Below are 15,247 nucleotides of genomic sequence, written 5' to 3'. Positions count from 1 at the left end.
CACCCGGCCCGCCCACTTCTCGGGGATCACCCGGCTATAGGACGCGCAGCTTCCGACGACGTCTATCCGCAGGTCGCCGGGCCGGGGAGGGCCTCCCTAGTTCCCGCTGTCACCGTCGCAATGTTCCATGCCCCATACGCCGGGAAGTCCCTCACGGCTGCAATTCCAGGATCTTCGCCGCTTCCATGGCCTTCGCCCTGATTTTCGAGGGCTCGGCACTCCCTGTTCCCGCCCCGAGAGGCGGGCCTCTAACCTCGATCTTTCTTGAGGGTCCGCCGACGGAATCGGTGGACCCTTTTACTGTCCGGAGCTGATGCCGGGCAGTCCGGTGGCCCGGCTGTCGCGTCGGGTGAGCGCCGGGTTCCACTGCCCGGGGCGGGTGATGCTGTCGCGGGGACGGTGGGTTGCTGGTCAGCCGGGGTCGGGCAGGAGCGCGAGTCGTTCGAGGGCGGCGGTGATCTCGTCGGTCCAGGGCCAGTGCCGGGCGAGGCGGAGAATCCTGCGCCGACCGGTTGTGACGAGCTGGCCGGCCGCGGAGAACAGGCGGAAGCGCAAGCGACGCGGTTCCCAGAGCCTCGCCCGGCCGGTCAGGGCGAGCATGGGCATCCATGCCAGCAGGTCGAGCGCGATCTGGACGATCTCCATCCAGACCCGGTTCTGGGCAGTGTCGTGCAGGGGCAGGTTGCGCAGACCGGTGGCCCGGGCGGCCCGGATCCGGTCCTCGGCCCGTGCCCGGAGCCGGTGACGCAGCTCGAGGGCGGCGATCAGCCGGCCGGTGGTGTTGGTCGCGAAGCAGGTGATCCGCATGCCGTCCGCGTCCGTGATCCTCAACTGGGCGCCGGGATGGGGACGTTCCTTGCGGACGATGAGCCGCAGGCCCTTGGGCCAGCCGTTAAGGAGTTTGCCGGTGAGCTCGGCGACCCAGGCCCCGTCCCGCGCCTCACCGTCGGTCTCGATGGCCGGTGTCCAGGCCGAGGCGGGGACCTTCAGCACGTGTTCGTGGATCGCTTCGCTGACCGTCATGCCGACCGAGTAGGACAGCCAGCGCCCTCGCTGGGCGAGCCAGGAAACGAAGTCGTGGGTGCCGCCGGCGGAGTCGGTACGGATGAGTGTCCGCCGGCCACGTCGATGGTGTTTGGGCAGCTGATCCAGCGCGAGTTGGGTAGTGGTGATGTGGTCGGCGGCGGTGTTGCTGCCCGCGTTGCCGGGTCGCAGCAGGCCCACGACCGGCTCGCCGATACCGCCTCGGCCGTGGTCGACAAAGCCCATCAGCGGGTGGTGTCCGAAGGTTTTCTTCCAGGTCGCGGCAGCGTCCTGCTTCTCGGAATGCGCCAGCACAAGCACCCCGTCCAGGTCCACGATCACCTGCCCGCCGGCATCCGGCGCCGAGGAACCAGCCAACTTCCACACATGTTCACGGACTTGGGCTCGCGCGGCCCGGATCGCCCCCAGGGCTCTCGGTCCGACCCCTGCCAGAGCGTCGACCAGCCGAGAGACCGTCGGGTCGGAGGCCACCGGCCCGAACACGCCCGGCTCCGCTCGCAGCATCCCGACGTCGGCCAGGCAGTCCCCGCCGAGCGCGACCGCGAGGGCCATATCCAGCAAGACTTTCCCCGGATCATGCACCGCCCGTTGCTTCCGCCACGGCGACAGGGCCGCCGATATCGCCTGGTCCAGCCCGGTCTTGCGGACCGCCTCGACCAGCAGCACGCCACCGGCCTGGCTGACCACTTCACGACCGCCGCCCTCAACGCGGACACACGGATACGACCCGGTACGCTTCTTCACCTGAGGAGTGCAGCTTTCCTGACGACGACCAGGACCCTAGACAAGTCCCATCGTCCCAGGTCAGAGGCTCTGGCCGCCGGACACGTCGATGATTGCGCCGGTCGCCCATTGGAATGCGTCGGAAAGGATGACGGGTACCGCTGCGGTGATGTCGTCGGTCGTGGCGATCCGTCCCTGGGCTATCGTGTGGGCGGCGAGCTCTTGCACCTTGGGCGAGTGCATAATGCCTCCGCCAAAGTCGGTCACGACCGCGCCGCCCATGAGGGTGTTGACGCGAATGGACCGCTCGGCGAGTTCGACACTCTGGTAGCGGGTGAGGACCTCGACGGCACCCTTGGTGGCGGCATAGGCCGACATGCCCGGCACCACGCCCCGGGTCAGAGCGGTCGACACGTTGAGCACGCGGCCGCCCTCATTGATCAGAGGCAGCAGTGCCTGGGTAAGGAAGAACGGCGCCTTGAGATTGATCTGGACCAACTCGTCGAACTGCTCAGGCGTCGTGGTCGCGTACGGCGCGTAGGTGCCGATGCCAGCGTTGTTGACCAGGTAGTCGAAGCTCTCCACACCGAACCGCTCCCGCAAGGTGTCACGTACGGCGGTGGCAAACTCCGAGAACGTGTCGGTGCGGGTGACGTCGAGCTGGCAGAAGACTAGATCCGCTCCCGCGGCCTTGGTAGCTGCACGCTCGCTGGTGAGGTAGGTGCCCAGCACCGAGACACCTGAGCGCGTCAGGTGCTGGGCCATACCCAAACCCAATCCGCGCCCAGCTCCGGTGACCAGGGCGATCTTTCGGTCCGTCATGAGCGTCCTTACATCGGTGGGATCGGTCTCCGCCACGATGAAGGAAACGCGCCGTCAGGGGCGAGGCGTTGTCCGCTGAACGGACATCGGCCGGATCACAGTGCGAAGATCCTGCGTTCCAGTGCGAGGGCGGCCCGGTGGATAAGAGCCGCAAACCTGTCCGCAGGCTGCTGGGCTGTGGTCGCGATCTGCAACGACACCCGCCGCCGCCCGGGCAGACAGACCGGCACGGCGTAGCAGGTCATCCCAAGAAACATGTCCTGGTCGTCGACCGCGGCGCCGTACGGCCGCCGTCGAGCTGGCGGCACCGCACTGGGGGTCAGGACCATCGCGGCGGCCGTCGATGCGGGCATCTGTACGCCACTACGCGCGTCGATCGGCAGCGCGTCCCGACCCGGGACCATCTCCAGTGCCACGAACGCGCCCTCCGTTGGCACGACTAGGGACACCGCAGCGCCGGTCTGTTCCCGTAGTTCTTGGATGACCTTTGAGGCAGCCTCCCGTAGACCGGTAACCGGCTCCACCTGTTGCGCGAGGCCCAGTAGTGACGCCGACAGGGCCCAGTGACCGTCAGTCCACTGCACTACGCCAGCTTGGCGTAGCTGGCCAAGCAATCGATAGACTGTGGGTCGAGGTAGCCCCGTCAACTGTGTCAGACGTGCCACCTGATGCTGCCGACCAGCCTCGGGGAGAGCCCGTAGCACCCGGAAGGCGCCATCGACGACGCCCCGAGGTTCCCGCTCAGTCATCACACACTCCGCTTCCACGACAGCTGCCATCGCAGACTAGAACAAGTCTACGTGCTGCAACCTGGCCAGTTCAGCTCGATCGCTGGTGTCTTTGAGTCGCGCCGCTAGTCTTCTGAGTTGGCCTGTGGCTCGTACGGGACGGCCCAAGGCCGAGTTGGTGCTGACTGATCAAGGGCGGGAAGCGCTGGAGGAGTTGGTCCAACGCAGGACTACGCCGCAGGGTCCCTTCGCCGACGCCGTGGCCGGATACTCGATGCATGGGCGGCCCTCCGGGGCCCGGACCCGGATGTCTTTCGCACCGTTGCCGTAATGAAGCCGTTGAGGGACACAGTGCTTGTCGTTACTGCTGGCCAGCTCGCGTTGGGGTGAGTGCGACATCGGCAGAGCAGTCGTACGGCTGCTCTGCCGATACGGTCCTCATCGCACCGATGGGCGAAGGGGAGCCCCAGGACAGTGTCAAGATCGTCTCCCATCTGGTCGACGTTCCACTTCAAATCGACACCCTCCTCGACAGAAGAGATGACAACCTCCTGATGCACGATGACCAGCACGATGTCCTCGAGCGCGACGCCGAGGCGGTTTCCGTCATAGCCGCGACTCAAGCAGCAGCCAGCGAGCGTGAACGACAACTCGCACCGGAGGTCGTTGACAAGATGACGGCCTGTGGAATGCTCCTCCTCGGCGTACCTCGCGCGTTCGATGGCCGAGAGGCTTCTCCCTCGGCCATGCTTAAGACTGCTGAGACAGTAGCCCGTGGTGACGCGTCAGCCGGGTGGTGCGTATCGATCGCGTTAAGCAGTAGCCTGCTGGCCGCATATCTGCCGAAGGAGGGCGTGCTGGAGGTTCGGCAACCCGCGTTCGGTCGCCGCCGGAGTTTGGGCGCCGCAGGGTACCGCTCAACCGGTGGACGGCGGCGTCGTCGTCTCCGAACGATGGCGTTTCTGCAGCGGGATCACTCACTCCAGTTGGCTGTTCGCTGGTTGCATGCTGGCGTCCAGGGACGGGGAGTCCGTACAGCGCGTGGTGGCAATGCCCACCGCGGCGCTCGAAATTGTCGATACCTGGCGCACCGCTGGCCTCCGTGGGACGGGCAGCCACGACGCGGTCGCCCACGAGGTTTTCGTGCCGAGCCATCGGCTCCTGTCTCTGTTCGAAGGCCCGCCCGCGGGATCTCCGCCCCTGTACCGGTTCCCGCTGGTGGGCTTCTTCGCAGCATCGATCGCCGCGGCGACACTGGGGAACGCACGTGGCGCGATTGAGGAGTTGTCGCAGTTGGCGCACCTGAAGAAGTCGGTCGGTTCGACCCGTACGCTCGCAGAGCGGCCCCTCACGCAGTCCGAAGTCGCCCGTTCGGAAGCGGCGCTGCGGGCGGCACGGTTGCTGTTCTTCCAGGCCGTCGACGACGCATGGCAAGCTGCCCACAGCGAGGAGCCGGTCCCGGACACCGTACGTACCGGACTGCGGTTGGCCTCAGCCCATGCGACGTGCACAGCTGCCGACGTGGTCAGCTCGATGTACGAACTCGCGGGCGGTGCGGCGATCTACGAGGAATCCCCGCTACAGCGGCGTTTCCGTGACGCCCACACCGCCACCGCGCACATCCAGGTGAGCGCCCCCATGTTCGAGCTGACCGGGCGGATGTTGCTGGGGCTGCCGACCCACACGCACCTCCTCTGACGACATCGGACGCTGCACGTACCGCGAGCGGTGAGCGGATCATTGCCCTCGGGACGTTGAATCACCGAACCCCTCTTCGGCCGCATGGCTCCAAAGGCTTTGAGGCGCACGCTTTGAGGTCACAGCACTGGCGTGGAAGCAACCCCGTTACAGGGCTCGAAATTGACGCAGTAGGCGACTAACTTCGATCTTTCGTGACGGTCCGCCGACGTAGTCGGCGGACCGTCACGCTCTCTGTGGCTCGTGGCAGGCAGGCCGAAAGCCCGAGTGTCGTCTCGGTGAACGCCGGGTTCCACTGCTCCGGTCTGGACCGGTTCCCTCGTAGGGGCGGGAAGGTTGCTGGTCAGCCGGGGTTCGGCAGGAGTGCAAGACGTTCGAGAGCGGTGGTGACCTCATCGGTCCAGGGCCAGTGGCGGGCGAGGCGGAGGATGCGGCGCCGGCCGGTGGTGACGAGCCGCCCAGACCTTGGCGCCCGTCTCCAACGAACCGTGCACCGGCTGCTGGACCAGCACAAGCGGAACTCCTCGGAGGGCGGCTGACCCGACCTGTTCGCGGACCTGACCCGCAACGGAGGCCGACAGCGTGAGCGGCGACATGCGGTGCCGAGCCGGGCTCCGGCGCGGCAGTCGGTCTCCCAAAACGCCGTACGGAAGACGGCGTCCTCACTGTCCGCGTACAGGGCGCATGCCGAGCGCAGTCCCCGCTGCCGGACGATCTCCTCGGCCGTCTCTTCGCGGCCAACGTCACCACAGGTCAGCACTCATCGCGCCGCTGCCGGGAGAGAGCAGGCCGGGTCCGGCCGGATGAACTTCTCATGTGGTCGACGCCACCACCCGCCTTCCCTCACACCGTGGGAGGGCCGGGACGCCGAACAGCTCGGCCGATGGCTGCGCGGGCATCCTGGCGTCGAGATCGCCTGCCGCGACGGCTCCCTGGTCTACCGGCAGGGCATCACCTCAGGTGCCCCCGACGCCCTCCAGATCAGCGGCCGCTTCCACCTCGGGCAGGGACTGTCCCGGCAGATTCAGAAGATCGCCTCCGCTCACCACGGCTGCCTGCCCGCCGCGCTCCCCGAGCCCGAACCGGCCCCCGGCGAGGCATCGTTCACCGCACCGGAACCAGCAGACGCACGCGCGGCCCGGCACGCCCGTCGGCTGTTCGAGGCCGTGCACAGCCTCACCGACACGGGCCGCTCCTACAGCAGCATGTCCCGCGAACTGGGCCTGGACCGCCGCACGGTCCGCAAATACGCCCGCGCCCGCAACTGGCAGGACGTCATGCGACGCCCACCCCGCAGGCCCTCCACGTTGGACCCCTACCTCGACTACCTGCAACAACGCTGGGACGAGGGCGAACACAGCGCGAAGCGCCTCCACCAGGAACTCCGAACCAAGGGCTACCTGGGGCACTATCAGCGGGTCAAAATGACCGTCGCACCCCTGCGCCGCGGCCTGCCCCTGGATGCACCGCGCGAACGGTCACCCTCCTCGCGCGAGGTATCCCGCTGGATCATCACCGCTCCCGACCGGTACACCCCACGCACCTCGCAGCGCCTGCACCGGCTCCTCGACCACTGCCCCGAACTCCACCGCACCCACCACCTGGTCCGCCAGTTCGCAGCCATGCTCGACACCCGCGACGCCGCCCCGCTGCAGGACTGGCTCGACCAACTCACCGACGCGGACTGCCGCCGCTCGTTGGCATGGCGAAAGCCCTGCGTAAAGACCAGCACTCCGTCGCCCAGGGCATCACCACCCGCTACAACTCCGGCGTCAACGAAGGCCGCATCACCGACGTGAAACTCCAGAAACGCCTGATGGCCGGACGCGCAGGAGTTCCCCTTCTCCGGCACCGCGTCGTACTGATCGCCCATCTGCGACGCCGGTACGCGGGACTGTAAGACGTTCGGCTCTTCCAAGAATTTCGTAGGCGTTGATCGTTCTGACGATTGGCCACATGACTTGGACTGCCGGTGCCAGGCTGGCGGCATGTGACGTCACCATCGGCAAACTGCTGTTCCGGCTGGCGGGGTTACGAGTTGAGCGGGTGAGCACCGACCCGGAGACCGTGAAAATCACCGCGTTCACCAGGGAAGATGCGCGCCGTGCGTGCCCAGGGTGTGGTCAGGAGTCGGACTGGGTGCACTCGCGGTATGTGCGTCACGTCGCGGACGAGTCGATCGGTGGGCGGCCCGTGGTGATCGATCTTTCGGTGCGGCGGCTGTACTGCGAAAACGCGGACTGTCCGAGGACCACGTTCGTCGAGCAAGTTAGCGGGCTGACGGCGCGATATCAGCGCAGGACGCCGGCGCTGCGGAAGATGGTCGAGGCGGTCGCGGTAGCGCTGGCGGGCTCGGCCGGGGCCCGGCTGCTTGGGGTGCTGCACCAGACGCTCTCCGCGGCGTCGGTGCTGAACTGTCTGATGCGCATGCCGTTGCCCGACCGGCTCACGCCGGTGGTGGCCGGGATCGACGAATTCGCCCTGCTCAAGGGCCACCGCTATGCCACGGTCATCACGAATGCGGACAGTGGCGAGCGTATCGACGTGCTGCCCGACCGCCTGGGGGTGACGGTGACCGCCTGGTTGCGTGAGCATCCCGGCGTCCGCGTGGTGTGCCGGGACGGCTCAGGCTCCTTCGCGCAGGCCATCACCGAAGCCGATCCGACGATCGTGCAGGTCGGTGACCGTTGGCACCTCTGGCACGGCCTGGCAGGGACAGTGCTGAAGGAGGTCGGCGCGCACGCCTCCTGCTGGGCCTGCCTGGTCGACCCTTACCGCGCTCATCTGCGCAGACGTTGTACCGAGGACCCGGCCGTCCCCGTCACCCACCTGCTGGCGGAGATCTGGGAACAGGGCTACACCGGCAGCGCCAACCTCCTGGTTCGCTACATCAATCAAGGACGCGTCGAGGCCGACCACTCCGCCCTGTCACCCCGCAAGGTCACCGGTCTGCTCACCTGCCGCCCCGGCCGCCTCTCCGATGACCAGCGCGCTCTGCACGACCAGCTCACCGGTGCCTGCCCGCAGATGACCGTGCTGGCCGACCAGATCCTTACCTTCACCGAGCTGCTGGTTCCGCACGAGGACAACTCCGGGAAGCTGACGGTCTGGATCGACCTGACTCGTGCTGCTGGCCTGCCCTTTCTGCACTCCTTCGCCAACGGCTTGGAGCGTGACCGCGCCGCCGTCGAGGCTACCCTCACTCTGCCCTGGCACAACGGTCGGACCGAAGGAGCCAACACAAAGATCAAGTTTCTCAAGCGCCTGATGTACGGCCGCGCTGGCCACCGCCTCCTACGCCAGGTCGTCCTACTCAACTGAAGCCCGGCCCGGACGATCAACGCCTACGAAAATTTTGGAAGAGCCGCTCGTTTGACAGACCCCGGTACGCGGACCGTCCGACCGCCCCACCGAGATGATCTCCGGCTACGAGTATCTTGCCAGAGCCAGCGGAGGCCGTACGCCGACACCAGTGTTGCCGACATCTCCGGTGGGGCGGACCAGGACGGCGCGGATGAGCTTGCTGCGTGCGAGCAGTTCGTCGACGACTTTGCCGCAGAGCGCGCCGCTCGCGCCGACGACGAGGCCCCGGGGTGGTTATGGGTCACTCGCTCTCGTCGAGTTGTGGGTGGTGGGTCTTGCTGGGGTGCGGCTGGTAGGCGCTGTCGGCCGACCATGTCCCGGACAGATTCATGCTCCAGGAGGTGACTGGGGTGACTTTCAGAATTTGGTGTTCGCCAGTGCGAGTGGGACGAGTGACCAGCTCGGCCGTGCCGTAGAGACGCAGGTAGCGGGGGGACCAAGGCTGGGTGGAGGCTAGGTCGTCGATGACGAATGCCACCTTGTGGTTGCCGCTGCGCACGTTGCGGGCGCGGCGGGTGTTGGTTGGGTTGTAACCGCCGATGTAGAAGTGCCGGCCATCGAACTCGAAGGTGACCGGGGTGAGGTCGGGCTGGCCATCGGCCGATACGGTTGCGATGCGGGCTAGGCGCTGCGAGTGGATGTAAGTGATCTCTTCTTCGGTGAATGACATGGAGGAGGTTGTCCTTTCGTTGAGAGAGGAAGGTTAACCGGCAGACCTGGTGCGGTCAGGAGATGGTGGGGGGGGATCGCTGGCCTGCAGGAGTTGCCGAGGCCGGAGGACGCGGCCGTCTTCGATGTGCAGCCAGCTGGCCACCGGGGAGGGCTCCGAGCCGCCACAAAAGTGCAGCTCCAACCAAGTCATGACGTCTCCACCGTCGATTCACCGCTTGCAGAAGTCGAAGGTGTCGGTGAGAGCGAAGACCCGACCCAGGGGTGCCTGGGTACTGCTCGGCGCCGTCGATCTGCCCAAGGTCCCGTGGACGATCACGCCCGGAGCGAGCACGTTGCCAGGGCGACCGACTTGTTGGCCTGTCAGGCACCGAAGCAGGTGTATGTAGCCGAGGTCGCATCACTGCGGTCAGGGGTGGTGGTCATGAGATAACCATCTGCGCGAGGAGGGAAGCCCGGGTGATTGCCGCGTGACGGGGTCAGCGCTGATCAGGCGACAGCACTACAGCCGGGCGGCCGAAGTAGAACTCAGGCGGTGACGGCAGCCTGCGGGACGCGCAGCAGCGCGAGCGCCTGGCTGTCGCATGCTGCCTCCACCGATTCAATGACCAGCGCAGAACACCCTGAAAATGTCATGCTCACAGGGGAGTTCACGAAACACATGATCATCTACGATGCTCGTCACGCTCGGTCACCACCGGATGTAAGCCAGACCCGTTAAATTGACACGCCCGTTCAGTTCTGTTCCAGGACGAAGACGGCGTTGGTCTCCTGTGCCAGGGCTTGGAACACATGCGGGATGTCCCCGCGGTAGCTTACGTAGTCGCCGATGTCGAGTTCGACGGCCTGGTCGAGAGGTCCCGCCGAGGCGCGTCCGGCCGTGATGATGACGTGCTCGGTGGTTCCGGGCAGATGGGGGGCGGACTTACGGGCTGGGCCTGGCCCGGCGCAGATCCGGTAGATGTCGCATCGTGCAAGCGGCGCGCAGGATGCGAGCAATGTGGCCGCGTAGTCCGATTCCTCCGCGCGAGTGGGGCTTCCCTCGTCGGCTCGCACGATGCGGACAGCGGAGCGCGGCGGGGTGACGAGCTGGCTGAACGGGACGCCGAGCGCCACGCCGAGCGCCCACACGGTCTCCACTCCCGGATTGCCGGTGCCGGCCTCCAGATGCGACACGGTGGCCTTGCTCAGACCTGCGAGGCGGGCGAGTTCGCTCAGCGACAGCCCTCTGCGCAGTCGCTCGCTGCGGACCGCGGCTGAAATTGCTTCCACGGGTGATGCCATAACGGATGCCTCCTGAGGATCGTCGGGTCCCTGCACTTGCCCGGTCGTTTGATTTAGTGAACGTTCAGACAGAATATCGTACAGTGATGATGCCCAGGCAGGGACGCAGGCGACACGGGCGATTGATGGACGTGGAAAGGGAAACGATGCAAGAGACGAGCGGGGCGCAGGCATTGGTGCGCACGTTGGTGGACAGCGATGTGCGGGTTTGCTTCGCGAACCCAGGTACGTCCGAGATGCATTTTGTGGCCGCGCTGGATGCGCTGCCGCAGATGCGCGGGGTGCTGTGTCTGTTCGAGGGAGTCGCCACGGGCGCGGCCGACGGATACGGACGGATGGTAGGGCGCCCGGCCGCAACGCTCCTGCATCTCGGACCCGGTTTGGCGAACGGACTCGCGAACCTGCACAACGCCCGCCGCGCGAACACCCCGGTTGTGAACGTCGTGGGCGATCATGCGATGAGTCACAAGCCACTGGATTCCTTGCTGGAATCGGATATCGACTCACTCGCGGGCACGGTCTCCAGCTGGGTACGGCGTTCCGCGACCGCCGAGGCGCTCGGCTCCGACGCGGCTGACGCGGTCGCGGCGGCACTGACCTGCGAGGATGCGGAGGGGGCCGGGCTGAGCTCCTCCCGGACCGGCACCTCTGGGTCCATCTCAACCCTCATCGTCCCGGCGAGCCTGTCCTGGTCCGCAGGAGGCCAGCCGACTCGGCCGGTGAAAATACCCGCGCCTCCCGCGCCCTCCGAACAGAGCATGCGGTCTATCGCAAGCGTGCTGCGCTCGGGAGAACCGTGTGTGCTGCTGCTCGACGGCCAGGCGTTGAGCGAGCAGGGCCTGCGCGCGGCGAGCCGGATCGAGTGCGCGACAGGCGCGCGGCTACTCTCGCGGAACTGGGCCGCCCGCCAGCGCCGAGGTGCTGGGGTACCGCTCGTCGAGCCCCTCGCGTACCGGGGTGAGGAGATCACCGTCCAACTTCAGGACGTGCGGCACCTTATTCTCTGCGGCGCACGTGTTCCGGTGACCTCGTTCGCCTACCCGGACCGAAGCAGCCTGCCGACGCCGCCCGACACCCGCGTGCACGTCCTCGCCAAGGACGGAGGCGCCGATACCGTACTCGCCCTCGAAATGCTGGCCGACCATGTCGCGCCGGACACCGAACCGGTCCTCGCTCCGCTGTCCCTGCCACCCCTGCCACGCGGTGAACTGACCGTTGACAACTGGGCGGCCGTCATCGGCGCCCTGCTCCCCCAGGACGCCATTGTCTGCGACGAGTCCATCACAGCGGGCATGGCGACACTCCACGCGGCCACTGCGGGTTCACCGCCCCACGACCTGCTGGGATTGACCGGCCTGTCGATCGGTCAGGGACTACCGTCAGCAACCGGGGCCGCGATCGCCTGCCCCGACCGCCCCGTCATCTGTCTCCAAGCCGACGGCAGTGCGATGTACACCTTGTCCGCACTGTGGAGCCACGCCAGGGAACACCTCGACATCACGACCGTGGTCCTCAACAACAAGTCATACGCGATCCTGCGCGCGGAACTGGAACGCGTCGGTGCCACAGCTGACGCCTCCGCTCAGCTCTTCGACCTGTCCCGCCCGGACCTGGACTTCGTCTCGCTCGCCAACGGCATGGGCGTGCCCGCCACCCGCGCCAGGACAGCCGAAGAACTGGCCCGGCAGTTCAAGCGCGCCCTGTCCGAACCCGGCCCCCACCTCATCGAGGCTATGCTGCTGCCTCATGGCAGCTGACCACACGGGCGGCTGATCCCGGAAGTCCAGGACCGGTCCGTGCGGCGAGCGGGGCTCTCTCACTTTCGGCTCTGGCTCACTTCCGGTGGTGACGGAAAGCCGCGGGAAGAACGAACCTGGTTGAGCTGTACTGAGGCTCGCCCGGACCGTAATTCCCAACCTCAGGGTGCGCTCACGGCCCGTATACCAACGTGCAATCCGAACAGCAAAAAGACTGCGGGTACCGAGCGATACCTTATGTCACCATCGGAGGTTAGTCAGCGCCTCACTTTCAATGGTTCCAAAGCGTATCGTTCCGTCGGTGACGTGGCATTGGGAACGTCAACGGGCCTGTAGATGGGGTGCTTCCAGGGCTGTCGCCGCTAGTCATTGACGGGGTGGCTGATAAGGGCGGGTGGATTCTGATGTGGGCCCGATCCGTTCGGTCAGTGCTCTTCAGGCCGGTGTGCGAGGTCGCTTGGATCGGTGTTGGCTCCACAGAGGACGATGCAGACCTTCTCGCCATTGCTGGGCCGGTAGCTGCGGCCCGGCGCGGTGGCCCGGCCAGGCGTGTGCTGGTCTGGGGAGGTGAGGGCGGAGAGGGCTGTGGCGGCGCCGTGCTCGACCGCCACCTTGCGGTGATCCCACAGTGCCTGTCGAGCGCGGATGATCTCGGCGTCTGATACGAGCACGGAGTCCACTCGGTCCTGCTGGGCGGCGTGCAGGGCCATGGCTGAGGTGCGGCGTGCGCCGAGGGAGTCTGCGGCGATCGAGTCCACGGTGACATCGGTGACTGCGCCGGACTGGAGAGCGGCGTTGAGGGCGCGGCAGTTCTCCGGTTCGACGGCGACGGTGCGGATGCCGTGGTGTTGGGCTGCGGTGGCCACTCCGGCGAACAGGCCGCCGCCCCCAACTGCAACCACTACGGTGTCCAAGTCAGGGATGTGGTGGCGGATTTCCTCTAGCAGGGTGCCTGCCCCGGCCGTGATGAGCGGGTGGTCGTAGGCGTGGCTCGCCAGAGCGCCTGTTGTGTTCGTAAACTCTTCGCAGGCTGCGAGGGCTTCGGCGTACTCGGAGCCGATGAGACGTACGTCGGCGCCGTAGCCTCGGAGCTTGGCCACCTTCACTGCCGGGGCGTTGGCCGGCAGGAAGACGGTGGCCCGCAGTCCATACTGCTGAGCGGCCCAAGCGCATGCCAGTCCGGCGTTGCCGCCGGAGGCGATGGTGACTCCGGCATCGGGGAGGGTGCCGGCTTCGCTATGGGCCTGGATGAAGTTCTGGGCGCCGCGGGCTTTGAAACTGCCGGTGTGTTGCATGAACTCGAGGGCCAGCCATACCTGGCAGGGATTCTCCGGTCGGTCGTCTAGGGGGGCGCTGTGGGCGGTCCGTATGACGCCCGGGTCGACTGGGGCAAGGGTGACGGGACGGATGCGTCCGACGATCCGGTCAGTAGCGGCCTTGACGTCGCCGTAAGTAAGGGCGTGCATTTTGTTGCTCCAGTGAGGGTCGGGACCATGCGATGAGCTGGGCAGCGGTGGTCGAGCCGAGGAAGAACGCGAAAGCGATCCGGCGCTCGCTCGGGTTTGGCTCGACGGCGTGGTAGATTAGGACCCGGCACTAATTTCCCGACGACCTCAAGCATCTCCTGATTGAGGGGCTCGTCCTGCAAGACAAGTGGGAACAAGCCGATGCGGCGCTCAGCGAATTTCTGCATTTATGTCGGCCCTCGCACACTGTACGGGTTCGCCCTAGTGGGTGAACCAGGGAGAGCAACGGGCGGTGGATCTTTCCGGACGGCTGCTGCAAGAAACCAGCATCGCTGAGAATCTGGGGCTTGAGGAATTATCACGCATCAAGACTCTGGGATGGTACTGCGCGGTAGACTTGGCTGCACGTGCAGTGCCCGCGGCGGCACCTTGTGCCTGACCCATGTTCGAGGACGAGACTGGGTTCTCGATGAATCCACGCACACCCACACCTGTTATCCGATTTGGCCACACCCCTAGTGTCTCGTGATCCCGTTGGCGTTACTTGATCTCGTATGTGTCGTTGTTGTCGGCATGGGGCTTTCTGCGGATCAGGTCGCCGAGTTGCGGGAGTTGGCGAACAGTCGGGGCGTGGCTGCCGACATGGCCACGCGGGCCCGGATCGTGCTGTGGTCGGATGAGGGGCGCCGGCGCAAGGAGATTGCCGAGCTGCTCGGAGTCTCGCTGCCGACCGTGGACCGATGGAAGGCCCGCTATGCCCAGCGCGGGCTGGCGGGGTTGGAAGGTGACCGTCCCGGCAGGGCGAGGGAGCAAGTACCGGCGCGGGTTCGGGCCCGGGTGATTGCGCTGACGCGTATGACGCCGCCGGCCCGCACCGGGCTTTCCCACTGGTCGACGCGCGAGTTGGCGAAGTACCTGAAGCGGACCGAGAACGTCACCGTGTCCTGGCACTACATCGCGCGGATCTGGCGCGAGGAGAATCTGAAGCCGCACCGCAACGGCACCTTCAAGATTTCGAAGGACCCCGCGTTCGCGGACAAGGTCGCCGACGTCGTCGGCCTCTACCTCTCCCCGCCGGGCGGCGCGGTTGTGCTCTCGATCGATGAGAAGACGCAGATCCAGGCCCTGGACCGGACCCAGCCGGTGCTGCCCGTCACCTTCGCGGCCACCGAGAAACGCACCCACGACTACGTCCGGCACGGCACCACGAACTTGTTCGCCGCGCTCAACGTCGGCACCGGCGAAGTGATCGGCGAGTGCAAGCCGAGTCGCAACGGCAAGAACTTCCTGGCCTTCCTGAAGAAAGCGGTGAAACCGCACGCGGGCAAGGAGATTCATGTCGTCCTGGACAACCTCTCCACGCACACCACACCGGAGGTGAAGGTATGGCTGGCCAGCAACCCGCAGGTCCACTTCCACTTCACCCCCGTCGGCTCTTCCTGGATAAATCAGATCGAGACCTGGTTCGGAATCCTGACCCGCCAGTCGATCCGCCGCGGCACCTTCGCCGGCGTCAGCGTCCTGATCAAGCAGATCCGCGACTACATCAACACCTGGAACTCCGAGGCCAAACCGTTCACTTGGACCGCAACCGCCGAAGAGATCCTTGCGAAGGTCCGTCTCGTCCAGACCAACATCAAGAAGCTCGTCGCAAACAACTCGAAGTGATACAAACAGGATCACGAGACACTAG

11 protein-coding genes and 2 pseudogenes are annotated in these 15,247 nt (G+C 66.2%); 6 read left to right on the top strand and 7 right to left on the bottom strand.

The window, feature by feature from the left end; all coding sequences use genetic code 11:
• Positions 1–411 precede the first annotated feature (411 nt).
• From AOK01_RS26620 to AOK01_RS46630, 4 genes and pseudogenes are all read right to left on the bottom strand, one after another.
• Positions 412–1,788: an IS1380 family transposase gene (locus tag AOK01_RS26620; protein WP_055516004.1), complete on the bottom strand. Its 1,377-nt coding sequence runs from the start codon at positions 1,786–1,788 to the stop codon at positions 412–414.
• A 60-nt stretch (positions 1,789–1,848) separates the two neighbouring features.
• Positions 1,849–2,589 carry an SDR family NAD(P)-dependent oxidoreductase gene (locus tag AOK01_RS26615; RefSeq protein ID WP_055516002.1) on the bottom strand — a complete coding sequence of 247 codons (741 nt, stop codon included), beginning with the start codon at positions 2,587–2,589 and terminating at the stop codon, positions 1,849–1,851.
• 95 nt (positions 2,590–2,684) lie between these two features.
• Positions 2,685–3,005 (bottom strand): IclR family transcriptional regulator, encoded by a 321-nt coding sequence (locus AOK01_RS45395; protein WP_245702425.1) that lies wholly within the window; start codon positions 3,003–3,005, stop codon positions 2,685–2,687.
• Positions 3,006–3,176: 171 nt separating this feature from the next.
• A pseudogene (locus AOK01_RS46630) lies at positions 3,177–3,338 on the bottom strand (helix-turn-helix domain-containing protein); the annotation flags it as partial.
• Between the two features lie 257 nt (positions 3,339–3,595).
• Here AOK01_RS46630 and AOK01_RS46365 point away from each other — a divergent pair.
• The 4 genes and pseudogenes from AOK01_RS46365 to AOK01_RS26595 form a co-directional block, all read left to right on the top strand.
• A pseudogene (locus AOK01_RS46365) lies at positions 3,596–4,108 on the top strand (hypothetical protein); the annotation flags it as partial.
• Positions 4,109–4,241: 133 nt separating this feature from the next.
• Positions 4,242–5,015: an acyl-CoA dehydrogenase family protein gene (locus AOK01_RS26605; RefSeq protein WP_245702424.1), complete on the top strand. Its 774-nt coding sequence runs from the start codon at positions 4,242–4,244 to the stop codon at positions 5,013–5,015.
• Positions 5,016–5,818: 803 nt separating this feature from the next.
• A complete protein-coding gene (locus tag AOK01_RS42945) occupies positions 5,819–6,814 on the top strand; it encodes a hypothetical protein (protein WP_213862157.1) in 996 nt (331 codons plus the stop codon).
• 157 nt (positions 6,815–6,971) lie between these two features.
• Positions 6,972–8,336: an ISL3 family transposase gene (locus AOK01_RS26595; protein ID WP_245702423.1), complete on the top strand. Its 1,365-nt coding sequence runs from the start codon at positions 6,972–6,974 to the stop codon at positions 8,334–8,336.
• Between the two features lie 283 nt (positions 8,337–8,619).
• On the opposite strand, the gene AOK01_RS26590 is transcribed toward AOK01_RS26595, so the two are convergent.
• Together AOK01_RS26590 and AOK01_RS26585 are read right to left on the bottom strand one after the other, a co-directional pair.
• Entirely contained in the window at positions 8,620–9,048 is a 429-nt protein-coding gene (locus AOK01_RS26590) for a PPOX class F420-dependent oxidoreductase (RefSeq protein ID WP_055515996.1), read from the bottom strand.
• Between the two features lie 734 nt (positions 9,049–9,782).
• Entirely contained in the window at positions 9,783–10,319 is a 537-nt protein-coding gene (locus AOK01_RS26585; protein WP_342671067.1) for a helix-turn-helix domain-containing protein, read from the bottom strand.
• A 158-nt stretch (positions 10,320–10,477) separates the two neighbouring features.
• Between AOK01_RS26585 and AOK01_RS26580 the strand changes: the two genes are divergently transcribed.
• Complete coding sequence (locus AOK01_RS26580) at positions 10,478–12,088, top strand: acetolactate synthase large subunit (RefSeq protein WP_055515992.1); 1,611 nt, start codon at positions 10,478–10,480, stop codon at positions 12,086–12,088.
• Between the two features lie 425 nt (positions 12,089–12,513).
• Here AOK01_RS26580 and AOK01_RS26575 read toward each other — a convergent pair whose 3' ends face one another.
• A complete protein-coding gene (locus AOK01_RS26575) occupies positions 12,514–13,554 on the bottom strand; it encodes a threonine/serine dehydratase (RefSeq protein WP_055515990.1) in 1,041 nt (346 codons plus the stop codon).
• A 525-nt stretch (positions 13,555–14,079) separates the two neighbouring features.
• On the opposite strand from AOK01_RS26575, the gene AOK01_RS26570 reads away from it, so the two are divergent.
• Positions 14,080–15,222 (top strand): IS630 family transposase, encoded by a 1,143-nt coding sequence (locus tag AOK01_RS26570; RefSeq protein ID WP_245702422.1) that lies wholly within the window; start codon positions 14,080–14,082, stop codon positions 15,220–15,222.
• The last annotated feature ends 25 nt before the right edge of the window (positions 15,223–15,247 follow it).

Origin of the sequence: Streptomyces aurantiacus, assembly GCF_001418335.1 — a bacterium.
Lineage (GTDB): Bacteria > Actinomycetota > Actinomycetes > Streptomycetales > Streptomycetaceae > Streptomyces > Streptomyces aurantiacus.
Note: the sequence above shows the minus strand (reverse complement) of the source record. Positions and strands in the feature narration are given on the sequence as shown.